The sequence below is a fragment of the Mesorhizobium sp. A623 genome, assembly GCF_054489405.1.
Genome location: NZ_JBTMXB010000005.1, coordinates 78285 through 100741 on the forward strand (window position 1 = coordinate 78285; position 22457 = coordinate 100741).

22 protein-coding genes are annotated in these 22457 nt (G+C 63.5%); 10 read left to right on the plus strand and 12 right to left on the minus strand.

The features are described from left to right. Window positions 1-34: 34 nt before the first annotated feature. From lysA to argH, 3 genes are all read right to left on the minus strand, one after another. On the minus strand, window positions 35-1303 hold the full coding sequence (gene lysA, locus ACX3P1_RS07160) for a diaminopimelate decarboxylase (RefSeq protein ID WP_459078870.1): 1269 nt from the start codon (window positions 1301-1303) through the stop codon (window positions 35-37). A gap of 22 nt (window positions 1304-1325) precedes the next feature. Continuing rightward, window positions 1326-1532, minus strand: coding sequence for a hypothetical protein (locus ACX3P1_RS07165; RefSeq protein ID WP_459078871.1), 207 nt, complete (start codon window positions 1530-1532; stop codon window positions 1326-1328). A 65-nt stretch (window positions 1533-1597) separates the two neighbouring features. Beyond that, complete coding sequence (gene argH, locus ACX3P1_RS07170) at window positions 1598-2998, minus strand: argininosuccinate lyase (RefSeq protein WP_459078872.1); 1401 nt, start codon at window positions 2996-2998, stop codon at window positions 1598-1600. A 36-nt stretch (window positions 2999-3034) separates the two neighbouring features. On the opposite strand from argH, the gene tlpA reads away from it, so the two are divergent. Together tlpA and ACX3P1_RS07180 are read left to right on the plus strand one after the other, a co-directional pair. Continuing rightward, on the plus strand, window positions 3035-3730 hold the full coding sequence (gene tlpA / locus ACX3P1_RS07175; RefSeq protein ID WP_459078873.1) for a thiol:disulfide interchange protein TlpA: 696 nt from the start codon (window positions 3035-3037) through the stop codon (window positions 3728-3730). A 40-nt stretch (window positions 3731-3770) separates the two neighbouring features. After that, entirely contained in the window at window positions 3771-4787 is a 1017-nt protein-coding gene (locus ACX3P1_RS07180) for a Gfo/Idh/MocA family protein (RefSeq protein WP_459078874.1), read from the plus strand. Between the two features lie 9 nt (window positions 4788-4796). On the opposite strand, the gene ACX3P1_RS07185 is transcribed toward ACX3P1_RS07180, so the two are convergent. Further along, complete coding sequence (locus ACX3P1_RS07185; RefSeq protein WP_459078875.1) at window positions 4797-5936, minus strand: Gfo/Idh/MocA family protein; 1140 nt, start codon at window positions 5934-5936, stop codon at window positions 4797-4799. A gap of 144 nt (window positions 5937-6080) precedes the next feature. Here ACX3P1_RS07185 and ACX3P1_RS07190 point away from each other — a divergent pair, with 144 nt between their 5' ends. Continuing rightward, entirely contained in the window at window positions 6081-6722 is a 642-nt protein-coding gene (locus ACX3P1_RS07190; protein WP_459078876.1) for a LysE family translocator, read from the plus strand. Here the strand turns inward: ACX3P1_RS07190 and ACX3P1_RS07195 are convergent. The 3 genes from ACX3P1_RS07195 to ACX3P1_RS07205 form a co-directional block, all read right to left on the minus strand. Beyond that, window positions 6694-7176 carry a hypothetical protein gene (locus ACX3P1_RS07195; RefSeq protein ID WP_459078877.1) on the minus strand — a complete coding sequence of 161 codons (483 nt, stop codon included), beginning with the start codon at window positions 7174-7176 and terminating at the stop codon, window positions 6694-6696. The two genes, ACX3P1_RS07190 and ACX3P1_RS07195, sit on opposite strands and share 29 nt — an antisense overlap. Then, window positions 7173-8408, minus strand: a complete 1236-nt coding sequence (gene rlmN / locus ACX3P1_RS07200; protein ID WP_459078878.1) for a 23S rRNA (adenine(2503)-C(2))-methyltransferase RlmN — start codon at window positions 8406-8408, stop codon at window positions 7173-7175. Before rlmN ends, ACX3P1_RS07195 begins: the two co-directional genes overlap by 4 nt. Window positions 8409-8506: 98 nt before the next feature. Next, a complete protein-coding gene (locus ACX3P1_RS07205; protein WP_459078879.1) occupies window positions 8507-9211 on the minus strand; it encodes an HAD family hydrolase in 705 nt (234 codons plus the stop codon). Window positions 9212-9265: 54 nt separating this feature from the next. Between ACX3P1_RS07205 and ACX3P1_RS07210 the strand changes: the two genes are divergently transcribed. After that, on the plus strand, window positions 9266-9577 hold the full coding sequence (locus tag ACX3P1_RS07210; RefSeq protein WP_459078880.1) for a DUF1294 domain-containing protein: 312 nt from the start codon (window positions 9266-9268) through the stop codon (window positions 9575-9577). Between the two features lie 127 nt (window positions 9578-9704). Here ACX3P1_RS07210 and ACX3P1_RS07215 read toward each other — a convergent pair whose 3' ends face one another. From ACX3P1_RS07215 to ACX3P1_RS07230, 4 genes are all read right to left on the minus strand, one after another. Then, complete coding sequence (locus ACX3P1_RS07215) at window positions 9705-10211, minus strand: invasion associated locus B family protein (RefSeq protein WP_459078881.1); 507 nt, start codon at window positions 10209-10211, stop codon at window positions 9705-9707. A 265-nt stretch (window positions 10212-10476) separates the two neighbouring features. After that, window positions 10477-10839 carry a YkvA family protein gene (locus ACX3P1_RS07220; RefSeq protein WP_459078882.1) on the minus strand — a complete coding sequence of 121 codons (363 nt, stop codon included), beginning with the start codon at window positions 10837-10839 and terminating at the stop codon, window positions 10477-10479. 92 nt (window positions 10840-10931) lie between these two features. Continuing rightward, window positions 10932-11522 carry an RNA 2',3'-cyclic phosphodiesterase gene (thpR, locus tag ACX3P1_RS07225; RefSeq protein ID WP_459078883.1) on the minus strand — a complete coding sequence of 197 codons (591 nt, stop codon included), beginning with the start codon at window positions 11520-11522 and terminating at the stop codon, window positions 10932-10934. 135 nt (window positions 11523-11657) lie between these two features. Continuing rightward, window positions 11658-12302 carry an arylesterase gene (locus tag ACX3P1_RS07230; protein ID WP_459078884.1) on the minus strand — a complete coding sequence of 215 codons (645 nt, stop codon included), beginning with the start codon at window positions 12300-12302 and terminating at the stop codon, window positions 11658-11660. 64 nt (window positions 12303-12366) lie between these two features. Between ACX3P1_RS07230 and ACX3P1_RS07235 the strand changes: the two genes are divergently transcribed. From ACX3P1_RS07235 to ACX3P1_RS07250, 4 genes are all read left to right on the plus strand, one after another. Then, a complete protein-coding gene (locus tag ACX3P1_RS07235; RefSeq protein ID WP_459078885.1) occupies window positions 12367-13065 on the plus strand; it encodes an ABC transporter ATP-binding protein in 699 nt (232 codons plus the stop codon). A gap of 118 nt (window positions 13066-13183) precedes the next feature. Beyond that, entirely contained in the window at window positions 13184-15730 is a 2547-nt protein-coding gene (locus tag ACX3P1_RS07240; RefSeq protein WP_459078886.1) for an ABC transporter permease, read from the plus strand. Window positions 15731-15970: 240 nt separating this feature from the next. Further along, window positions 15971-16750 (plus strand): Bax inhibitor-1/YccA family protein, encoded by a 780-nt coding sequence (locus ACX3P1_RS07245; protein ID WP_459078887.1) that lies wholly within the window; start codon window positions 15971-15973, stop codon window positions 16748-16750. 105 nt (window positions 16751-16855) lie between these two features. Continuing rightward, on the plus strand, window positions 16856-17425 hold the full coding sequence (locus ACX3P1_RS07250; protein ID WP_459078888.1) for a GNAT family N-acetyltransferase: 570 nt from the start codon (window positions 16856-16858) through the stop codon (window positions 17423-17425). Between the two features lie 69 nt (window positions 17426-17494). Here ACX3P1_RS07250 and ACX3P1_RS07255 read toward each other — a convergent pair whose 3' ends face one another. Continuing rightward, complete coding sequence (locus ACX3P1_RS07255; RefSeq protein ID WP_459078889.1) at window positions 17495-18136, minus strand: TetR/AcrR family transcriptional regulator; 642 nt, start codon at window positions 18134-18136, stop codon at window positions 17495-17497. A gap of 211 nt (window positions 18137-18347) precedes the next feature. Here ACX3P1_RS07255 and ACX3P1_RS07260 point away from each other — a divergent pair, with 211 nt between their 5' ends. Together ACX3P1_RS07260 and ACX3P1_RS07265 are read left to right on the plus strand one after the other, a co-directional pair. Next, complete coding sequence (locus ACX3P1_RS07260) at window positions 18348-20450, plus strand: oxidoreductase (RefSeq protein ID WP_459078890.1); 2103 nt, start codon at window positions 18348-18350, stop codon at window positions 20448-20450. Next, on the plus strand, window positions 20447-22456 hold the full coding sequence (locus ACX3P1_RS07265) for a CocE/NonD family hydrolase (RefSeq protein ID WP_459078891.1): 2010 nt from the start codon (window positions 20447-20449) through the stop codon (window positions 22454-22456). The genes ACX3P1_RS07260 and ACX3P1_RS07265 overlap by 4 nt, the downstream gene beginning before the upstream one ends. The last annotated feature ends 1 nt before the right edge of the window (window position 22457 follow it).

Here is a 22457-nt window from a genome sequence, read left to right on the forward strand (position 1 = left end):
CAAGTTTCGGGCCTCTTTTTTATCGGCGAAAAACCTATTCCAGCCAGTCGGGGATGCTGTCCAGGCCGATCAGTTCGTCATAGGTCGGGCGCGGGCGCACGACGTGAAAACGGTCGCCGTCGACCAGCACCTCGGGCACCAGCAGGCGGGTGTTGTAAGTGCCGGCCTGCACTGCGCCGTAAGCGCCGGCAGTGCCGACAGAAATCAGATCGCCTGCCTTCAGCTTCGGCAGATCTCTGTCGAGGCCCAGATAGTCGCCGGTCTCGCAGACCTGGCCGACCACGTCCACGTTCATGCGCGGCGCGGAGGCCGGCTGCTGCACCACCGGGCGGATGTCGTGGAAAGCTTCATAGAGCGTCGGCCGGATCAGGTCGTTCATCGCCGCATCGACGATGAGAAAATTCTTGGCGTCGCCTTCCTTCACATAGATGACTTCGGAAACGAGAATGCCGGCATTGCCGACGATCATCCTGCCCGGTTCGAACATCACCTTCAGCCCGAGATCGCTGACATGCTTCTTGACGATGGCCGCATAGGCGTCGGGCAGCGGCGGCGGGTTGTTGTCGGTGCGGTAGGGAATGCCGAGGCCGCCGCCGAGATCGACATGGTCGATGGCATGGCCGTCTGCCTGTAATTGCCCGGCCAGGGTGACAAGCAGCGCAAAGGCGTCGTCGAAGGGCTGCAGATCGGTGATCTGGCTGCCGATATGGGTATCGATACCGGTTACCTTGATGCCGGGCAGTTTGGCCGCGCGGGCATAGACTTCGCGCGCCCGCCGCCAGTCGATGCCGAACTTGTTCTCGGCCTTGCCGGTCGAGATTTTCTTATGCGTCTTGGCGTCGACGTCCGGATTGATGCGCAGCGATATGTTGGCGGTCTTGCCCAGCGCCGCGGCGCGGGCGGAAAGCAGGTCCAGTTCCGGTTCGGACTCGACGTTGAAGCAGATGATGCCGGCTTCGAGCGCAAAATCCATTTCGCGCGCGGTCTTGCCGACGCCGGAGAAAACGATCTTTTGGGCCGGGATGCCGGCGGCGAGCGCGCGCCGCAACTCGCCTTCGGAGACGACGTCTGCGCCCGCGCCTTCCCTTGCCAGCGTCCTTAGAACGGCCTGGTTGGAGTTCGCCTTCATGGCGTAGCAGACCAGCGTGTCCAGCCCAGCGAAAGCATCCGAGAAAACACGGAAATGACGGGTGAGTGTGGCCGTCGAATAGCAATAGAACGGCGTGCCGACCGCTTTCGCGATCTCGGGGACGGCGACATTTTCGGCATGCAGCACGCCGTCGCGGTAATCGAAATGGTTCACGGCAATGATTCCGGAGAAACTACTAGATGAGTTTGTCGAGGATGAACGGCTTGTCGGTTTCCGGTTTCTGCGGCTCCGGCGGCAGCGGCTGCTTGGCCTTCTCGGCATCCTTGCGGGCCTGCACGGCCGCCTCATAGGGCGTGTCGAGACTGGCTCTGCGGCCGCAAGCCACGACCGTGGCCATCGCGGCCAGAAGCGTCAGCGTCACCAACATCCTGCTTGCGGTCATCGTCTCACCTGCCAAACTCCGAGAAGCCGCTTCTAACTGAATTTCCGGCCGTTTGCACCCCGCATTCAAGCCTTGGCCAGCCGCTTCTTCCAGTAGCGTATCTGCCTGCGCACCTCAGCCGGTGCGGTGCCGCCGAACGAAGTGCGGCTCTTGACCGAGCTTTGCACGGAAAGCACGGAATAGACGTCCTCGGTGATGCCCGGATGGATGGACTGCAAATCCGCCAGCGACAGTCTTTCCAGCCCGACCTTGTTGGCCTCGGCCAGTGCTACGGCGCGGCCCGTAACGTGGTGCGCTTCGCGGAACGGGAGCGCGAGCGTGCGCACCAGCCAGTCGGCGAGGTCGGTTGCGGTCGAATAGCCGGCACCCGCCGCCTTCTTCATCGCCGCCACATTGATCGTCATGTCGCTGACCATGCCGGTCATAGCCGCCAGCATCAGGTCGAGCGTTTCGGCGGCGTCGAACACGGCTTCCTTGTCTTCCTGCATGTCCTTGGAATAGGTCAGCGGTAGGCCCTTCATCACGGTCAGAAGACCGACCAGATGGCCGTTGACGCGGCCGGTCTTGGCCCGAACCAGTTCGGCGGCGTCGGGGTTCTTCTTCTGCGGCATGATCGAGGAACCGGTGGAAAAAGAATCCGACAGGCGCACGAAGCCGAATTGCGGCGTCGACCAGATGACGATCTCTTCGGCCAGCCGCGACAGATGCGTGGCGCAGATCGCCGACGCGGAGAGGAATTCCAGCGCGAAGTCGCGGTCGGACACGCTGTCCAGCGAATTACGGGTCGGCTCGCGGAAACCCAATGCTGCCGCCGTCTGGTGCCGGTCTATGGCAAAACCGGTGCCGGCAAGGGCGGCCGCCCCCAGCGGGCTCTCGTTCAGGCGCTCGGCGGCGTCGCGCATGCGCGACAGGTCGCGCGAAAACATCTCGACATAGGCCATGCAGTGATGGCCGAAGGTTACCGGCTGCGCCGCCTGCATATGGGTAAAGCCGGGCATCACGGTCGCCGCATGTTCCTCGGCCCGCGCCAGAAAAGCCGCGATCAGGCCTTTCAGCGCCTCGGCGACGCGAAACAGCTCGTCCTTGACCCAAAGGCGGAAATCGACCGCGACCTGGTCGTTGCGCGAGCGCGCCGTGTGTAGCCGCCCCGCCGCCGGTCCGATCAATTCGGCCAGCCGCGCCTCGATGTTCATGTGAATGTCTTCGAGCCGTGTCGAGAACTCGAACTTGCCGGCCTCGATCTCTGCCTGAATCGTGTTCAGGCCGTGAGCGATCTTTTCTTGATCCGCCGTCGAAATAATGCCCGTTTGCGCCAGCATGGCGCTGTGGGCGAGCGAGCCGCGAATGTCTTGCGCGTACAGCTTCCTGTCGAAACCGATGGAGGCGTTGATCGCTTCCATGATCGCCGCAGGGCCCGAGGCAAAACGTCCGCCCCACATCTGGTTGCTGGCCTTTGTATCGCTCATCGCTATAACCCTGAGTTTCCGGAGCAGCTTGAAAAAATGACAAACGGCAAAAAACTTTTCCCCGCCCCACGCCTGATCGTCGCCGCACTCATTGCCGGCGTGGTGGCTGGCGCGGTCGCGGTATATGTCAAGGAGAGCGGCTCTGGCAACACGGCTGGCGCTCAGCTAGCTGTCGGAGAGAGCCAGGACGACATTGCCTGCGCGGCAAAGGCCGATCGCGCCAAGACGATTGCGGCAGCGGCGACCGGCCAGGTCGCGGCGCTTTTGCCGGCCGATCCGCCGCAATCGCTCAAGAGCCTTGCCTTCAACGGGCCGGACGGCAAGCCGATGAGCCTCGCCGACCTCACAGCCAAGACGGCGACCGGGAAAACGGTGCTGCTCAACCTGTGGGCGACATGGTGTGCGCCCTGCCGCGCCGAGATGCCAGCCCTCGATGCCTTGCAAAAGGAAATGGGTAGTCAAAAATTCGAGGTCGTCGCCGTCAATGTCGATACGGGCGACGACACCAAGCCGAAGAAATTCCTTGCCGACACTGGCGTCGCCTCGCTCGGCTATTATCGCGATGCTTCGATGGGCGTGTTCAACGATCTGAAGACGCGCGGCCTGGCGCTCGGCCTGCCGGCCACCATGCTGGTCGACGGCGAGGGCTGCCTGATCGCCCATATGAACGGGCCGGCGGAATGGGCGGGTCCTGACGCCAAGCGGCTGGTCGAGGCGGCGATAGGCGGGTAGAAAAGCTCGCATCGGGCTGCGGAAGGATGAAGCGGCGGGTATGGCATTTGGCTGGGGCATTGTTGGCACGGGTAACATAGCGCGCCAGTTTGCCGCCGATCTCGCTTATGCGCCGGGCGCTGGCATTGCCGCGGTTCATTCGCGCGTCGCCGAAAAGGCCGAAGAATTTCGAACCGCATTCGGGGCAGGCCGGGGCTACACCGATTTCGATGCCCTGCTTGCCGACAGCACTGTCGATGCCGTCTATCTTGCCACGCCGAACGCACTGCATGCCGGGCAGGCCCTGCGCGCCATCGCCGCCGGCAAGCCGGTGCTGGTCGAAAAGCCGCTGGCGCTGTCCGTGGCCGAGGTCGAGGAAATCGAGCAGGCGGCGTCCGCCAGGGGCGTGTTCGTCATGGAGGCCATGTGGACCCGCTTCCTGCCGGCGGTGGTGCGCGCTAAGGCAAGCATCGATGCCGGCGACATCGGCAGGGTAACGGCCATCCACGCCGACCTGTCCTACCATCGCGAGGAATTGGCCGGCAGCCGCTTCTTCGTCGCGCAAGGTGGCGGTGCGTTGTTGGACCTGGGCGTCTATCCGATCTCGCTTGCCCTGCATTTCCTGGGGCATCCGAAAGACGTTTCCGGGCGCTGGAAGGCGGCGCGAAGCGGCGTCGACATGCACGCCGAAATCGAGCTTCGCTACGACGAGGCAACGGCAAGCCTGTCCTGCGGCTTCGACCGGGCCGGCGGGAATTCTTTCCTGATCGAAGGGACGAGCGGCACAATGCGGCTCAAGGCGCCCTTCTTGAAGGCACAACGGCTGACGCATTATCGTGGCGTCCAGCGTGCCGGTTCGGAAGAGGGCGGAACGCTGTCGAAAATGCTCGACCACCTCGCCATCGGCGGACGCAAGGTCGAGAAAAAGCCGTTTCCCGGCGGCGGCCTGCAATTCGAGGCCATTGCGGTCATGGATGCGGTCCGGCAGGGCAGGACGGTTTGCGATCGGATGCCGTTAGCCGACAGCAAGGCGGTGCTCGCCATTATCGACGCGGTGCGGGCGCTGCCTCCGGTGTGACGCCGAGGCTCAAAACGAGCTTTGCATCGTGTATGGCTGGGGCAGGCTGCCGGCATTGTTCAGGGCCAGCGCCAGTTCGGTAATGTGCAAGGCCATCGCGCCGGAGAATTGCGGCTGCCGGCTTTGGGCAATCGCCTGCGCCTGTGCCGCGATGCCGGCGCAAAAATCGATCTGCGAGGGAAAGCCGGGCAATGTCTTTTTCGATGCCGGGTAGGCAAGCCGCCTGCCCGGTGTCGGCTTCCAGGGCAGGAATTTGCCGAGCCGGCTTTCCAGTCGGTTGGCCAGTCTCTGCTTCAGGCTGCGCGGCTCTCCGGCCGCTTCCAGATGGATGGCCGAATTCTCGTCCCACAGATCGCGCACGGTGATGGAGCCGGCATCGCCCAGAATGGTCAGCGACCGGTCCTTGGGAGCTGCAAGGCCGCAGGTCATCCGCGCGACAGGGCCGGATTTGAAGCGCAGGCAACCGACGGAGAAATCCGGCCCAAGGGCCAGCTTTTCCGTGGCCGATCCCTTGTCTGGAAAGGTCAGCGCCGAGAACGCGGTGAGGCTCTCGACCGGGCCGAACAGGCAGGTGAGCCACGAAAGCGCATAGCCGGCATGTTCCAGCGTGCAGCCGACTTCGAACTCATGGACGCCCGGCCATGCGGCCCCCGAACGCGAGCGCCATTCGCGCCATTTGTCGCGGAATACCGCGCCGTCCTCCATCTCTGCGTAGATCAGGCGTGGCGTGCCGATGCGGCCGGCGGCAAGCGCATCTGCGACCGCTTTATGTGCGGCGCTCAATGCGTTGGCGGGTGCGCTCGCCAGCGTCAGCCCCAGCGTATCGGCAAGCCCGACCAGCGTGCGGGCATCTTCGAAGCGCATCGCCAGCGGTTTTTCGCAGTAAACATGCCTGCCTGCCCGCAAGGCCCGTTCGGATAGTTCAAAATGGCTTTCCGGCGGCGTCAGATTGACGACGATGCCGACAGAAGGGTCTTCGAGCAGCGCTTCGGCGCTTTCATAGGGCCGGACCCGATAAAAATCGCAGAACTGGGCCAACCGTGCGGCGTCACGGTCGAAAGCGCCGGCAAGTTCGAGGCCGGGATGGTTGGGCAGCGTCGCCATATAATAGTCGGCAACGAAGCCGGTGCCGAGAAACGCGATTTTCATGCCGGCTTTCCAGAAAGACAGGCATCCAGCCTAGCAGGCTCCCGTTACATCGCGGTAAAGGCGCAGGCATAAAGGCGCACGGGCTGGCACTGGCGTCGCAAACGGCCTTGCGTTATACGCTCCCGTTCTCACCCGGTGCCCACCATGACCTTCATTCCCGATATTGCCACGCTGATCCAGTTCGGCATCGCGACCCTTGTCCTCGCCGCTACGCCTGGCCCGGACATGACGCTGTTCGTCAGCCGCACGCTGAGCCAGGGCAGGGCCTCCGGCCTCGCCTCGATGACTGGGGCGCTTTGCGGCACGCTGATCCATACGACGCTGGTCGTCGTCGGCATTTCGGCGCTGATCGTCGCCTCGCCCATGGCCTTCTTCGTGCTGAAGATTTTTGGTGCCGGCTATCTCGTCTTCCTGGCTTGGCAGGCGCTGGCGAAAGGCTCGGCTTTCACGCCCGTGACCAAGAAAGGGCCGCGCATCTCGCTGCCCAGAAGTTTCGCGGCCGGGCTTGGCGTCAACCTGCTCAACCCGAAGATCATTCTGTTTTTCATGACCTTCCTGCCGCAATTCGTGTCCGCCCACGATCCGCATGCGCCGGGAAAACTGTTTTTTCTCGGCGTGATGTTCATCGCGCTGTCGATACCGGTGACGGTGCCGATGGTGCTGGCAGCGGAGAAATTCTCGACGGCGATGAAAGCGAGCCCGAAGGCGACGCGCGTGGTCGACTATCTGCTGGCCGGCGTATTCTCGGCCTTTGCGCTCAAGATCCTGACGGCCCAGGTAAAGTAGCGCGGTTGCGCCAGCTGCCAGCCCAGCGTCCGGCGCTTAGCCAGTAGGCGAGGCCACCGACGATACCCCCGCCGATGAACAGGCCGACGGACAGTGCCGGGTCTGCTGTCATCCGGCCCATCTCGTCCGTCGGCGCTTGCCAGAACAGGCCAGCGACCGCCAGGCCGACGGCGGCACCGGCGAGCGCGTGAAACAGCCAGTTGCTCTGCCCGAGAATTTCACCGAGCAGGATCACGACGAGGGAAGGCAGGAAGGCGAAATAGCCGACGAACAGCGCGGTGAAGGGAATCGAAAACAGCAGCGAGCCGGCGACAATGGTCGAGCTATCTTCAGGCCGGAAGCCCGCGGCTCCAAGGAAAAGCAAATGGAGGAAGGCGCTGGCGGCCAGGGCTGCAACCATGTAGCCGACCACGATGGCGGCGAAGCGGAAGAGATAACGAAGAACGCGGCTCACTCCTCGCCGTGACCCGCGATCATCATTGCTTCCAGCGCCAGCCGGTCGACCTTGCGCATGCGCTCCGATTCGGATTTGAGCTGGCCGCAGGCCGCGAGAATGTCACGGCCGCGCGGGGTGCGGATCGGCGAGGCATAGCCGGCATTGTTGATGTAGTCGGCGAATTTCTCGATCGTCTCCCATTCCGAGCACTGGTAGTTGGTGCCCGGCCACGGGTTGAACGGGATCAGATTGATCTTGGCCGGAATGCCCTTCAGCAGCTTGATCAGCGCCTTGGCGTCGTCGATGGAATCGTTGACCTCGCGCAGCATCACGTATTCGAAAGTGATACGGCGCGCATTGGACACGCCCGGATAGGCGCGGCAGGCGGCGATCAGGTCGGCAAGCGGATATTTCTTGTTGATCGGCACCAGCAGGTCGCGCAGATCGTCATTGGTGGCGTGCAGCGAGATGGCCAGCATGACGCCGATCTCTTCGCCGGTGCGGTAAATTTCGGGCACAACGCCGGACGTGGACAGCGTGATGCGGCGCTTGGACAGGGCCAGCCCGTCGCCATCGGAGGCGATCAGCAATGCCTTCTTCACCGCCTCGAAATTATAGAGCGGCTCGCCCATGCCCATCATGACGATGTTGGATATCTTTCGCCCTTCGGCGGGGACGATAGCGCCGGCCGGCGTGTCGCGGTCGGGAAAATCGCCGAGCTTGTCGCGGGCGGTCAGCAATTGCGCCAGGATTTCCTCGGCCGTCAGATTGCGCACCAGCTTCTGCGTGCCGGTGTGGCAGAAGGTACAGGTCAGCGTGCAGCCGACCTGCGAGGAGATGCACAGCGTGCCGCGTCCCTGTTCGGGGATATAGACCGTCTCGATCTCGACCGGGCGGCCCGCGCCGCGCGGCGGGAAGCGAAACAGCCATTTGCGGGTGCCGTCGGTGGAAATCTGTTCTTCCACGATTTCCGGGCGTGCGACGGTAAAATGCTTGTCCAGTTCCGCGCGCAGTTCCTTGGAGATGTTGAACATATGCGCAAAGTCGGAGACGCCGCGCACATAGAGCCAATGCCACAATTGGCTGGTGCGCATCTTCGCCTGCCGCTCGGAAACGACGCCGGACGCCACCAGCGCCTCGGCCATTTCCGCGCGCGTCAAACCGACCAACGACGGCTTCTCAGCCGTCGAAGCGCGGGGGCGCAACGCATCGCGTGCGGTGTCGGTGGTGAGATCGAGCGAAAGGGTCATTGTGGTTCTTTGGTTCAGTCCGTCCGGACCGGCTACAGATAGGGATTACCGGCCACATATCACAGCTGTGCCGTGCCGTCACGGCCACCTGCCAAGGGCTAACCCAGTTGCGCCAGCAGTTCCGGTAACTCGCCGAGGTTTGAAACCTGCCTGAAGCGCGGTTCATCGACCGGCGTTTCGGCATGTTCGAGTACCCAGTTCAGGTCATGCGGGACATAGACGCCCCAGCCGCCGGCTTGCAGGGCTGGTACGATGTCGGATTTCAACGAGTTGCCGACCATCATGCTTCTTTCAGGCCCGTCGCCGTGGCGGCTGAAGATACGGCTGTAGGTTTCGGGCTGCTTGGCACTGACGATCTCGACGGCGTCGAACAGGCCGCCGAGCCCCGATTGCGCGAGCTTGCGCTCCTGGTCGAACAGATCGCCCTTGGTGATCAGCACCAGCCGAAATTTTCCCGCCAGTTGCTCAAGGGTTTCGCGCGCGTAAGGCAGCGTCTCGACCGGATGGGAAAGCATCTGCCGCCCGGCCTGGACAATATCGGCGATGATTTTTGCGGGAACCTTGCCGCCCGTCACCTCGATCGCCGTTTCGACCATCGACAAGGTGAACCCCTTGATGCCGAAACCATACAGATCGAGATTTCGCCGCTCGGCGTCGAGAAGCCGTTCCTTGACGTCGTTCTGCTCGGCGTGGTCGGCCAGCAGGGACACGAAGCGATCTTCGGTCAGCCGGAAGAACTGCTCGTTCTGCCACAGCGTGTCGTCGGCATCGAAGCCTATGGTCGTAAGTCTGGCGGAATTCATGTCCGTGCGTGCCATGTTTGCAGCTTGTTAGTCTATCTTTGCCAGATTCTCTCGATGATTTCCCCGCCTCAGATCCTGGCCGCCCTGCTTGCGGTCAACGGCGCCGCGTTCCTGGCCTTCTGGTGGGACAAACGCCAGGCGCGAGCGGGCGCGTGGCGGATCCGTGAAAGCACGTTGCTATGGCTCGCGGTTCTTGGCGGCACGGTGGGCGCGGTATCGGCGCAGCACCTCTTCCGGCACAAGACCCGCAAGGAACCATTCCGGACCAGGCTTTACCTCATCGCGTTCCTGCAGGTCGCATGGGTCGCGGCCTTGCTTCTGGTGCCGGATATGGGACCGAGACTTGTCGGCCTGCTGTCGGCCTGAAAAGGCCTGGAGATACCGGCTAGAGCATCGGACCGAAAAGTGGAATCCGGTTTTCGGAAAATCCGATGCTCAAACAAGAGGATAGAGCGGCAGCGCGGGTTTACCCGAGCGTCCGCCGCTCTAGCCGTCATTTGCAGTTGGCGATGGAGCTTAGGGCTGCCGAAATGCCCTTGAGCGAGAAGACATAGCTGGTCGCGTTGCCGCGCCCGGACTTGGCCTGCACCTTCATGTCGCTGCCGGACTTCATGGCCGCGATCAGCACCGGCTCTTCGGCGGCGTTTTCCACCCAGGCCGACTTGCCGCGCGTGAACATGGAAAAGGATTTCTTGTCGATGGTGACGGTGGCCTTCGATCCTGCCTGGAAGTCGTAGCCGGCGATGAATTGCGGCTCGTAGGAAACCTGCTGGCCGGGGCGCTGGCTGACAAAGAAGAACATGTCGCCGTGATCGAGCGTCGGCGGCTGCTTGTCGGTCGGCACCGTCAGCACGTAGCAGACCTTGCCGCCGGAAGCTTGGTAGCTGTAAGTGCCCCAGGCGTTATGCTGGCCGATCTTGGTCGCCTGCTGTGCAAGCGCCGGCGAAGCCGCCACCGCTGCCATGGCAAGGCCCGAAACTAGTGCAATCAATCCGCGCATTGTTTTTCCCGTATTCCAAATTATGCGGAGGCCGGCCGGCTTGGCGTCCTGCCATTCGCTTCATTTTGATTTAATCTGGGTTACCAAAGAATGAAGTTCCGTGAGAAAAGGACCTCCGCCATCCAGAAACCAGCACCGTTTGCACGCCGCCGCCTTCCGGCAGGGCGGCGCAACGTCCCCGTCGCGACTTGGAATACATGAAAGCGGCGAGAGTTTGTCTTTTGGGTAGCCGAGGCGGTGCGCCCGTAGCCGGCACCGAAGCCTGTCAGCTTTCGTCGGCGATCGCTTCGCGCGCGGCCAGCCGGTGCGCCGGCTTGATATGGGCGCGCACGGTGGCGATCGCCGCCGTCAGCACCGCGATGTCGTCGGTGAAGCCGAGGCCGAAGATGAAATCCGGGATGGCGTCGGTTGGCAGCACGAAATACGCCAGCGCGGCCAGCAATATACCCTTGGCGCGCAACGGCGTCTTCCTGTCCAGAGCACAATAGTAAGCGGCGACCACATCCTCCATGAAGGGAATCTGGCGGGCAGCCTTCTTGGCTGTGCGCCAGAATTTTGTACGCACCTCGCTCTCGTCAGCCGGCTTGCTGCCAAAGCCGAAGAAATCGAAGTTCGGTTTTTGCGCCATGGAACTCTCCAGCTGGGTCGACATTTGCGGGTACAAATACCGGTTCCGGGCAAATGTGGTAAAGCCGCCGCCCGACTGCAAGATGCCGTCTTCTATCGCATGATGCCTGTGGCGTCGGCCGCCTCTTCGGAGCGCTGGCGCGTAGCCTGGTGCAGAAGCGGCCATGCCTCCTCGATGACGTAAGGGCCGCCGCCGACCGAATCGCGCGACGACATCAGCACGAAACGCCCGACCCGAAACGGCGCGCTCGAAAAATTGCCGCGCGCCGAAAGATAATGCGCCACTTCGATGGGGCTGGAGTTGCGCAAGCGGGCCAAGGTGACATGCGGCATGAATTTGCGCGGATCGGCGGGAATGCCGAGCCGCTGGCAGATGCGGTCGATCTCGCCATGCAAGGCGCTCAGATCGGGCGAAGCGGTCGCGCCCGCCCAGATGGCATGCGGCTTCTTCTGGCCGAATGCGCCGACGCCGGACAGCGCCATGGTGAAGGAGGGCCGCTGCACCCGATCCAGCGCATCGGCGATCTCGTCGGCGATGTGCCCTTCGACGTCGCCGATGAAGCGCAGCGTGAGATGATAATTCTCGACGTCGATCCAGCGGGCTCCCGGCAGGCCTCCCCTAAGCAGGGAAAGCGATAGTGCGGCATCTCGCGGAATTTCGAGGGCGGTGAAAAGACGCGGCATGAGAGCCTCCCTTCATCGAATCGAAGTCTGTACCCAGCGAATCACCGATAGCCGGATGGAGCAAGCGCTTTGTTGGTCGCAACCGACCATGAAGCCTTCATGACGAAAAGAGCTTTGGGCCATTTTGGTTGCGTTTCATGGCTGGGCCGGCAATGCGGCGAGTGCCTTTTCAACGGTCGGCAGGATCGCATCGACGATCCGCTCGATGCCCTTTGCATTGGGGTGCATGACGTCTTCAAGTTCCAGCGACGCATCGCCCGTGACGCCGTCGAGGAAGAACGGATAAAGCGTCGCACCGTATTTTTCGGCAAGCTTCGGGTAGATCGAACCGAACGCCTCCTGATAATCATGGCCGAGATTGGGGGCGGCGACCATGCCCGCCAGCAGGACGGGGATTTTCCTTTCCGCGAGCCTCGCCATCATGGCGTCGAGGTTTTTCTCGACGATCTCGGGCGCAATGCCGCGCAGCATGTCGTTGCCGCCGAGTTCCAGGATCACCAAATCGGTGCCGTCGGGAACCGACCAGTCGAGCCGCGACAGTCCGCCGCTGGTGGTGTCGCCGGACACGCCGGCATTCGCGACCGTCACGTCATGGCCCGTGGCACGCAGCGCTGCCTGCAGCCTGTCGGTAAATCCTTCGCCCGGCCCGAGACCGTAACCGGCCATCAGGCTGTCGCCGAAGCCGACGATCTTGACCGGATTGGCGAAAGCCGGACAAGTCCATGCACCGAGCGCGACAAAAACTGTAAAAGCGGCGGCGAGGAGATGTTTGAAAGCCATGCAGCAAGTCCCATATGACCAAGGCAATCCTTCGCCTCTTCCTCCCATATAGGACGATTTACCCTTGGCAGAAGCCGTCATCGAGCTGAAAGACGTGTCGCTGACGCTTGGCGACGGCGCGTCGCGCGTGCATGTGCTGAAGGGCGTGAGCCTCGGCGTGGAAAGCGGCGAGGTGATCGGCATCGTCGGTCCGTCCGGCTCCGGCAAGTCGACGCTGCTGATGGTGCTGGCGGGACTGGAGAAGGTCGACGCCGGCACCGTGCGCATCGCAGGTGAAGTGCTGAACGGCAAAAGCGAGGACCGGATCGCGTCGTTTCGGGGCCGAAACATCGGCATCGTGTTCCAGTCGTTCCATCTCATCCCCAACATGACGGCGCTGGAAAACGTCGCCGTCCCGCTGGAACTGGCCGGCCATGCCGATCCGTTCGGCATCGCGGCGCGTGAACTGGCTGCGGTCGGCCTCAGCGACCGCGTCACGCATTATCCGGGCGAATTGTCCGGCGGCGAGCAGCAGCGCGTCGCGATCGCGCGCGCGCTGGCGCCCAGCCCGCGCATCCTGATCGCGGACGAGCCGACCGGCAATCTCGACCAGGCGACGGGCAGGCAGGTCGCCGACCTTTTGTTCGCGAAAGCAGCCGAGCGCGCGATGACGCTGGTGCTGGTCACGCACGACCCCGCCCTTGCCGCCCGCTGCTCGCGACAGGTGGCGATGCGCTCGGGCCGGATCGAGGACGCGCCGGCACTGGTGAGGGCAACGGCTTGATGAGGATGGTTGAAGGAAGCGCTCGACGTTGCTCCTCTCTTCTATGTCGCGCTCCGTCGCGCCCCAAAAGAGAGGCCCGCCGTAGGGCGCGGCCTTTGCCGTTACCGGCGTCACGCGCATGATCCCCCGCACCCTCTCGCTTGCCATCCGCTTCTCCCTGCGCGAAATGCGCGGCGGGCTGTCGGGCTTTCTGATTTTCCTTGCCTGTATCGCGCTTGGGGTCGCGGCCATCGGCGGGGTCAATTCGGTGGCGCTTTCGATTTCGGCGGGCGTGGCCAATCAGGGGCAATCGCTGCTGGGCGGCGACATGCGTTTTCAATTGACCCAGCGCGCGGCAACCGCGCCCGAATATGCCTTCCTCGAAAGCCTCGGCACGGTTTCGCAAACCGCCAACATGCGCTCCATGGCGCGGCTGGAGGACGGTTCCGACCAGGCTTTGGTCGAGGTCAAGGCGGTCGATGCCGCCTATCCGCTCTATGATGGACTGGTGACGGCACCGGCCCTGCCGCATGAAGAATTGTTCGGCGAGCGTGCCGGCCTGTTCGGTGCGGCCGCTCCCGATCTTTTGTTCGAACGCCTCCATTTGAAGCTTGGCGACAGGGTGAAACTCGGCGGCGCCACGTTCGAATTGCGCGCCAAGCTGTTCACCGAACCCGATGCGCTTTCCGACGGTTTCGGGTTTGCGCCCCGGTTGATGATTTCGGCCGAAGGCCTGTCGGCTTCCGGCCTGATCCAGCCGGGCAGCCTGGTCCAGCATATCTACAAGCTGCGACTGCCGTCCGACACCGCCGATGCCCGGATCAAGGAAATCGAGGCTCAGGCCGGCGAAAAATTCCCGCAGGCCGGCTGGTCGGTGCGCACCCGCGCCAATGCAGCGCCCTCGCTGTCGTCCAACATCGAACGCTTTTCGCAATTCCTGACGCTGGTCGGGCTGACCGCGCTGGTAGTGGGTGGCGTCGGCGTCGCCAATGCGGTGCGCGCCTATCTCGACTCCAAGCGCGGGGTCATCGCCACCTTCAAGAGCCTCGGGGCCTCCGGGCGTTTCGTCTTCATCGTCTACCTGGTGCAAATCCTGATCATTGCCGGGCTAGGCATCGCCGCCGGTCTCGTGCTTGCCGCGCTGATGCCGTTTGCGGCAAGTGCCGCCCTTGCCTCGGTCATTCCGGTGCCGGCGGCCGGCGGGTTTTATCCCGGCGCTTTGGCGCTTGCCGCACTGTTTGGCGTGTTGACGACGCTGGCTTTCGCCTTGCTGCCGCTCGGCCGCGCCCGCGATGTTCCGGCGACGGCGCTGTTTCGTGAAATGGCGCTGCAAGGCAAGGGCCTGCCCCGCCCGATCTATGGCTTGGCGGCGCTCGGCATCGCGCTTGTCTTGGCTGCACTGGCGATCTTTTCGGCGACGGACCGCCGCATCGCGGTGATTTTCGTCGGCGCTACCCTGGTTTCATTTCTGGTGCTGCGCGGCGTGGCCGTCCTTGTGCAGTGGCTGGCGAGAAAAAGCCCGCGCGCCCGCTTCGTCGTGCTGCGGCTCGCGGTCGGCAACATCCACAGGCCCGGCGCGCTGACGCCGTCCGTGGTCTTGTCGCTCGGCCTCGGCCTGACGCTTCTGGTGACGCTGGCGCTAATCGACGGCAATCTGCGGCGCCAGATCGGCGGCAATCTGCCCGAACAGGCCCCGAACTTCTTCTTCGTCGACATACAGGCCGGCGAAGTCGACGCGTTTTCATCGCTGATCGCAAAAGAGGCGCCGGGCGGCACACTGGCCAAGGTGCCGATGCTGCGTGGGCGCGTGATGGCGCTGAACGGCGTCGATGTTGCCAAGGTTTCAGTGCCGGCGGAAGGCGGTTGGGTGCTGAAGGGCGATCGTGGCCTGACCTACGACGCCGCGAAACCGGCCAACGCGACACTCACCGAAGGCGCATGGTGGCCGGCCGACTATGCCGGCGAGCCGCTGGTTTCCTTTTCAGCCGAAGAGGCCGCGCAGATGGGCCTGAAGCTTGGCGATACCGTCACCGTCAACGTGCTCGGCCGCAACGTTACGGCGAAAATAGCCAATTTCCGCCAGGTCGAGTGGGAAACCATGGGCATCAATTTCGTCATGGTGTTTTCGCCCAACACCTTTGCCGGCGCGCCGCATGCATGGATCGCGACGCTGGCCGACAAGCAGGCCACGACGGCCGATGACGCGCGCCTGTTGAATGCGGTTACGCGTGCCTTTCCCGCGGTGACGACAGTGCGCGTCAAGGACGCGCTCGACATCATCAACCGACTGGTCGGCGAATTGGGCACGGCGATCCGGGCTGCGGCAAGCGTCGCGCTGATCGCTTCGGTGCTGGTGCTGGCAGGCGCGCTCGCCGCCGGCAACCGGGCACGCATCCACGATGCCGTGGTGCTGAAGACGCTGGGCGCGACAAGGCGAACGCTGATGGCCGCCTACGCGTTGGAATATGCGTTGATCGGCCTGGCAACGGCGCTGTTCGCGCTTGTTGCCGGCGGGTCGGCGGCATGGTTCGTGGTTGCGCGCATCATGAAACTGCCCTCGCATTTTTCGCCGGAAGTGGCGTTGGCCACAATTGTCCTGTCGCTTGGCATGACGGTTGGCCTCGGCCTTCTCGGAACATGGCGGGTGTTGGGACAGAAGGCCGCACCGGTGCTGCGCGACGGGTAATGCAGCGCCTTGCGGCCGGCTGTTTCGGGCTCGTTTTGATTAATTCGCGGTAATGTTTGGCCCTACGACCCAATAAATGCGATTTCCAAGCGTTTCACGAAGCGTTGCAGTCGGTTACGGTCTTGTTCTTGACGAAAAGAATCATCATATTCGGCCACAGGCATGCTGGAGTTCCGCCAGCGGCGCCTGGGCTTGACGAAAGCCTGACACCGGACGGGACAGAAGCAATAGAGGAAACCCATGGCTGATACCCGTAATTATCAGACTCGCGCCGCCCAAGTAGGCACCGGCGCCTATGCTGACATTGATCAAGGCCTTCGCGCCTATATGATCAAGGTCTACAATTTGATGGGGCTTGGCCTTCTCATCACCGGCCTTGCCGCTATCGCCACCGTCATGATGGCGATCACGACCGATCCGTCCGCCGCAGTAGCAACTCTGCCGAGCGGCCAGATGCTGACTTCTTTTGGCTATGCGATCTTTGCCTCGCCGTTGAAATGGGTGGTTATTCTGGCGCCGCTGGCCGCCGTGATGTTCCTGTCGTTTCGCGTCCAGTCGATGAGCGTAGCGGCGGCGCAGACGACGTTCTGGGTCTATGCCGGCCTGGTCGGCCTGTCGCTGTCGTCGATCTTCCTGGTCTACACCTCGGCCAGCATCACGCAGACCTTCTTCGCTACCGCCGCTGCCTTCGGCGCGCTGTCGCTGTACGGCTACACCACCAAGCGCGACATGACCGCGATGGGTTCGTTCCTGATCATGGGCGTGGTCGGCCTCATCATCGCCATGGTCATCAACATCTTCCTGCAGTCCTCGGCGCTGTCCTTCGCCATCTCGGCGATCGGCGTGCTGGTGTTCGCCGGCCTCACCGCCTACGACACGCAGAAGATCAAGGAAATGTATTTCGAGGGCGACGACACGGCCGTTGCCGGCCGCAAGTCGATCATGGGCGCGCTGCGCCTCTATCTCGACTTCATCAACCTGTTCATGTTCATGCTGCAGTTCATGGGCGATCGCCGCTAAAACCGGTTGAGACTGAACTATTCGAAGGGCGGCCCAAGGGGTCGCCCTTTTCTTTTGCGACAATGTTTGCATTAATGAGAGGCACTGGAAATTGGTGCCTAAATTATGAGCAGCATTGCAATGCGACCTGCCACATTGGCGGATATCGGCCGGATCACGGCGATCTATGCCGACGCCGTCATCAACGGCACAGCCAGCTACGAGTTGGAACCGCCTGCGCAAGCTGCGATGCTTGAGCGGTTCGAGGCGTTGGCGCTCTATGGGTATCCCTATCTTGTCGCCGAAGAAGACGGAGCGGTTCTCGGCTATGCCTATGCCAGCGCGTTCCGCGCCCGGCCGGCCTATCGCTTCATCGCCGAGGATTCGATCTATGTCGCACCCGAGGCGAAGGGCCGGGGTGCCGGGCGGCTCCTGCTGGAGGCGCTGATCGAGGCCGTGCGGGCGCTGGGCTTTCGCCAACTGGTCGCGGTGATCGGCGACGGCACGCCAGACAGCGCTTCGGTCAGGCTGCACGAAAAACTGGGGTTCAGCCACAGCGGCAAGCTGCAAGGCTCCGGCTACAAGCACGGGCGCTGGCTGGACACCGTGTTCATGCAGCTGGATATGAATGGCGGCATAGCGACGCCGCCCGATCCGCAATCATTGCCGGAGCGAAAATTCAGGGAGCAGGGTTAGCCTTACGGTTGCGGTTTGAGGCGTGATCGCACAGGTGCGGCGGTCGTCGATGCCTTTTCCGATGGCTGCTCAGGCATAGCTCCCCCGGCGCAGGCCCTCTATCCAGTTCTGGCAAAGCTCTATCCCGTCCTGCGGCCTGAAGGCGGTCGGGTTGAGGCACCATGCCAGCCACAGGCCGTCGAGCAGCGCCGTGAAGGCGACGGCGGCCAGCCTCAGGTCCCGGATCGAAAAACCCTCGGCCGCCGCCAGGTCCGAGAGCAGCCGCTCGACCGTGGAGACATAGGACGAATATTCGCTCTTTTGCGATGCGCTCATGCGCGGCGAATGCAGGATCAGGCCCCAGAACACCACCCACACATGCAGCACGTCGCGGTCGAAGATGATGGGCGAGAACGACGCGTCGATATAGGCGTCGAGGCGCGCCTGCGGGTTGTTCGGGGCGGCGTCGGTGGCGGCGATGATGGCATCGAGGATGCCGTCGGACATCAGGTCGAAGGCATAGGAAACCAGTTCGCTGATTTCGCCGAAATGGTGGGTGATCAGGCCCTGCGTAACGCCGGCTTCCGCCGCGATCTGGCGCGCGGAAACACCGGCAACGCCCTTCTTGGCGATGCAACGCAGCACCGCTTCGCCGAGTTGGCGGCTGCGCTCTTCGGGCGTCGCTCGGTGGAAGTGCGCGCGGGGCTTTTTTGCGGGCGTTGGCTTGGTCAAACCTGGTTCTCTGCGCCGAATGCATGGCGGATCGGACGAGCGTCGCCCGCAGCGTGATGGTCAGCGGCCCCTAGATAACCTTTTCCGAAAAGGCCCGCAATGGCATCGAACAGAGAAACTATATGATCGTATAATTTGCTTGCGTGACGGTGTTTTTTCGATATCGTTGCCGTGCTGGTGCCTGTTGGGCGCGGACGGCGAGGAGAGGCGGATGGCGCGGAATTCCGGTTACGACGTGCTTTTCGAGCCGGTGAGGATCGGCCCGGTGACGGCGCCGAACCGTTTCTACCAGGTGCCGCATGCCAGCGGCATGACCAACGCGCTTCCCCGTGTCCGCGCCGCCTTTCGTGAAACCAAGGCCGAGGGCGGCTGGGGCGTCATCTGCACCGGCGCCTGCTCGATCGACCCGGATTCGGACGACACGCCGCTGCCCTTTGCGACGATGTGGGACGACAACGACATTCGCTCCCACGCCTTGATGACGGACGCCGTGCACCGGCATGGCGCGCTGGCCGGCGTAGAGCTGTTTCATGGCGGGGCCTCGGTGATGAACCGGACCAGCCGCCTGCCGCCGCTCTCGCCCTCGGGCATTCCGTGGATGGCCACCCATCTCGGTTTCATGGGCAATCTGCGCCCGAGGATCATGGATAAGGCCGACATTCGCGCTGTGCTGAAGGCGCAGGCGGAGGCCGCGCGCAAGGCGCGCATCGCCGGCTTCGACATCGTCTATGTCTATGCCGGCATGGGCTATCTCGGCTCGCAGTTCCTGCTGCCGGAATACAATCACCGCACCGACGAATACGGCGGCTCCATCGCCAACCGAGTCCGCTTCGTGCGCGAAATGATCGAGGTGACGAAGGATGCCGTAGGCAAGGATTGCGGCGTTGCCCTGCGCATCAGCCTGGAAGAATTGCGCGGCCGGCCGGGCCGCAACCAACCCTCGGAAGCGCATGAGGCAATCGAGCTGCTTTCCGACGTACCGGACCTGTTCGACGTCAAGATGGATTCGAGCCCGACCGACTGTTCCGCGTCGCGGTTCACCGCTGAGGGCAGCCATGAGCCTGTCATCGATTTCGTGAGAACCCTGACGAAAAAACCCGTCGTCGGCGTCGGCCGCTTCACCTCGCCGGACGCGATGGTCTCGCAGATTCGTCGCGGCATCCTCGACCTGATCGGCGGCGCGCGCCCCTCGATCGCCGATCCGTTCCTGCCGGCCAAGATCAGGGAAGGGCGCATCGACGAAATCCGGGAGTGCATCGGCTGCAACATCTGCATTTCAAGCTGGCATGACGGCGTGCCGGTGCGCTGCACCCAAAACCCGACGGCGGGGGAAGAATGGCGGCGCGGCTGGCACCCGGAGCGGGTCGAGCCGGCGACGACGCCGGAAAAAATCCTCATTGTCGGGGGCGGGCCGGCCGGCCTCGAATGCGCGCTGACGCTTGGCCGTCGCGGCCACGAGGTGACGCTGGCCGACAAGGGCAAGGCGTTTGGCGGCCGGCTGACATTCGAGACGCGGCTGCCCGGCCTTGCCGCCTGGCGGCGCGTCAGCGATTACCGGCTTGGCCGTCTGGCCGAGATGGCCAATGTGTCGATGTTCCTCGAAAGCGATCTCGGCGTCGATGACATAATCGAACTGAAGCCGGACCGCGTCGTGCTGGCGACCGGCGCGCGCTGGACGCGGATGCTCTATTCCTCGAAGGAAATTCCGGTCGGCCAACTCGACGGCCCCGGCGTTTTTACGCCGGACGACATCGCCGCAGGCCGCATGCCCGAGGGGCCGACGCTGCTGTTTGATTTCGACAACTACTATATGGGCGGCGTTCTGGCGGAGCATCTGGCGGCGCAGGGCATTGCGGTTTCCTATGTGACGCCTGCCGGCCAGGCTTCGGCCTGGACCTTCATGACCAACGAACTGCCGCTGGTGCATCAGGCGCTGTCGAGGCACGACATCCCGGTCACTACCTTGACCCGGCTGGTGGCTTTCAATGGAAGCGAAGCCACTCTTGCCCATATGTTCACCGGCGAGGAAACCCGCATCCCCTGCCGTTCCGTGGTGCTCGTCGGCCTGCGCCATCCTCATGACGAGTTGCATGAGGCGCTGAGCGGGCGCTCTGCCGACCTTGCCGCAGCGGGCATAAAAAGCGTCGACCGGATCGGCGATGCGATGGCGCCCGGTGCGATCGTTCACGCTGTCCATAGCGGTCACAAGCTGGCGCGCGAACTGGGCGAGGTGACGTCCGCACTAGCCTATCGCCGCGACATGCCGATCGTGGATGCGGCGGGCGGCTATGACAGCCGAGAGGCAGCGGAATGACGGTTGCCGCCATGCCCTATCCGGTCGACTGTACCGACCCGCTATTCCTCACGCTTGCCGATGGCACGCGCATTGCCGTGACGCTGTGGCGTCCCGTGACGGACACCAAAGTGCCGGTGGTCGTCGAGATGGTGCCCTATCGCCGGCGCGACGGCACGGTAGAGCGCGACATGGAAATCCATCCCTGGCTTGCCGGGCACGGCATCGCCTGCGCCCGTGTCGACATTCGCGGCTCCGGCGATTCCGATGGCGATCTGGCCGACGAATACCTGCCGCTGGAGCAGGAGGACGCCTGCGAGATCATCGCGTTGCTGGCGGCAAAAGACTGGTGCAACGGCAATGTCGGCATGACCGGCATTTCCTGGGGCGGCTTCAACGCGCTGCAGGTCGCGGCCCGCCGGCCGCCGGCGCTGAAGGCTGTCATCGCCAACTGCGCCACCGACGACCGCTATTCCGACGACATCCACTATATGGGCGGCGCGCTGCTGACCGAGCAAGAGATGTGGTCGAACTTCATGCTGGTGAAGAAGGCGATGGCGCCCGACCCGCAGATCGTCGGCGATGCCTGGCGGAAGATGTGGATGAGGCGGCTGGAGACGACCACTTCGCTCTCTGAAATCTGGCTCGACCATCAGCGCCGCGACGACTACTGGCGGCAGGGTTCGATCTGCGAGGATTATACCGCCGTTCAGTGCGCGGTGCTGGCCGTGTGTGGCTGGGAGGACAGCTATACGAATTTCGTGCCGCGCCTGCTCGAGCGCCTGCCGGGGCCGAAACTCGGCATCGTCGGCCCGTGGTCGCACAGCTATCCGTGCCGTGGCTCGCCGGGGCCGTTGATCGGCTATCTTCAGGAGGCCCTGCGTTGGTGGCGGCATTGGCTGTGCGGCGAGGCGACCGGCATCATGGACGAGCCGCTCTACCGGGTGTGGATCACCGAGGAGGAGCGCCCGCGCCCGTTCTATCTGCCCGACCATGCCGGCCGCTGGGCGGCCGAGGACCAATGGCCGTCGCCGCACATCGAGCGCCGCGCGCTGCATCTGAACGAGACGGGGCTCGGCACCGAGGCTGTTGCCGGCAAAAGCCGTTCCGTGTGTTCGCCGGCACATGCGGGGCGCGATTGCGGGCGCTGGGGCGGCTATGGCGGAAGCTGCCCGGATATGCCGATTGACCAGCGCCGCGAGGACGGGTTGGCGCTGTGTTTCGATACCGCGCCGCTGGACGAAGACCTCACACTGCTGGGCGCGCCGGAACTCGACCTTCTGGTGAGCGTCGACCAGCCGCACGTCAATCTGGCGGTCAGGCTGTGCGATGTCTATCCCGACGGTACTTCCGCGCTGATGACCTATGGCGTGCTCAATCTCAGCCATCGCGACAGCCACGAACACCCGACGCCCTGCCCGGTAGGCACGCCGTTCCGGGTCAAGTTGCAACTCAACGATTTCGGCCGGACCGTGTCGAAGGGGCATCGCATCCGCGTGGCCATCGCCAACCAGCACTGGCCGATCCTGTGGCCGCAGCCGAAACTGGCGACGCTTGCCGTCGCCATGGGCGAGAGCACGGTCGTCCTGCCGGTTCGTCCGCCGTCGCCGCGCGACAGCGCCGTGCGCTTTGCCGAGGCCGAAACCGCGCCGCCGGTTGCATCCACCACCTTGCAGGCGGGCTTCGACAGCCGCGTCGTCACCGATGATGTCGGCAGCGGCGTGCAGACGATCGCGCTGGCTTCGGACCATGGCCGCACGCGCTACGACGATCGCGGCATCACGGTTTCGTCCTCCAACAGCGACACGATGCGCATTCGTGGCGACGATCCCCTATCGGCATGTCTCGTCACGGAATACCGTTGGGCCATCCAGAGCGGCGAAGCCGACATCGACAACAGGGCGTGGACGGAATTGACGGCGGACGAGACGCATTTCAACCTGAGTTGGCGGCTGGAGGCCCGAGAACGGGGCACGCTCGTTCATAGCGCCTCTGCAACACGGCGCATCAGGCGCGATTTCGCCTGAG

Bases quoted from the DNA above. Each gene is read 5' to 3' on its own strand.
- ACX3P1_RS07165 (WP_459078871.1), bottom strand. From the start codon at position 1,532: ATGACCGCAAGCAGGATGTTGGTGACGCTGACGCTTCTGGCCGCGATG.
- argH (WP_459078872.1), bottom strand. From the start codon at position 2,998: ATGAGCGATACAAAGGCCAGCAACCAGATGTGGGGCGGACGTTTTGCC.
- tlpA (WP_459078873.1), top strand. From the start codon at position 3,035: ATGACAAACGGCAAAAAACTTTTCCCCGCCCCACGCCTGATCGTCGCC.
- ACX3P1_RS07180 (WP_459078874.1), top strand. From the start codon at position 3,771: ATGGCATTTGGCTGGGGCATTGTTGGCACGGGTAACATAGCGCGCCAG.
- ACX3P1_RS07185 (WP_459078875.1), bottom strand. From the start codon at position 5,936: ATGAAAATCGCGTTTCTCGGCACCGGCTTCGTTGCCGACTATTATATG.
- ACX3P1_RS07190 (WP_459078876.1), top strand. From the start codon at position 6,081: ATGACCTTCATTCCCGATATTGCCACGCTGATCCAGTTCGGCATCGCG.
- rlmN (WP_459078878.1), bottom strand. From the start codon at position 8,408: ATGACCCTTTCGCTCGATCTCACCACCGACACCGCACGCGATGCGTTG.
- ACX3P1_RS07205 (WP_459078879.1), bottom strand. From the start codon at position 9,211: ATGAATTCCGCCAGACTTACGACCATAGGCTTCGATGCCGACGACACG.
- ACX3P1_RS07210 (WP_459078880.1), top strand. From the start codon at position 9,266: ATGATTTCCCCGCCTCAGATCCTGGCCGCCCTGCTTGCGGTCAACGGC.
- ACX3P1_RS07215 (WP_459078881.1), bottom strand. From the start codon at position 10,211: ATGCGCGGATTGATTGCACTAGTTTCGGGCCTTGCCATGGCAGCGGTG.
- ACX3P1_RS07220 (WP_459078882.1), bottom strand. From the start codon at position 10,839: ATGGCGCAAAAACCGAACTTCGATTTCTTCGGCTTTGGCAGCAAGCCG.
- thpR (WP_459078883.1), bottom strand. From the start codon at position 11,522: ATGCCGCGTCTTTTCACCGCCCTCGAAATTCCGCGAGATGCCGCACTA.
- ACX3P1_RS07230 (WP_459078884.1), bottom strand. From the start codon at position 12,302: ATGGCTTTCAAACATCTCCTCGCCGCCGCTTTTACAGTTTTTGTCGCG.
- ACX3P1_RS07240 (WP_459078886.1), top strand. From the start codon at position 13,184: ATGATCCCCCGCACCCTCTCGCTTGCCATCCGCTTCTCCCTGCGCGAA.
- ACX3P1_RS07245 (WP_459078887.1), top strand. From the start codon at position 15,971: ATGGCTGATACCCGTAATTATCAGACTCGCGCCGCCCAAGTAGGCACC.
- ACX3P1_RS07250 (WP_459078888.1), top strand. From the start codon at position 16,856: ATGAGCAGCATTGCAATGCGACCTGCCACATTGGCGGATATCGGCCGG.
- ACX3P1_RS07260 (WP_459078890.1), top strand. From the start codon at position 18,348: ATGGCGCGGAATTCCGGTTACGACGTGCTTTTCGAGCCGGTGAGGATC.
- ACX3P1_RS07265 (WP_459078891.1), top strand. From the start codon at position 20,447: ATGACGGTTGCCGCCATGCCCTATCCGGTCGACTGTACCGACCCGCTA.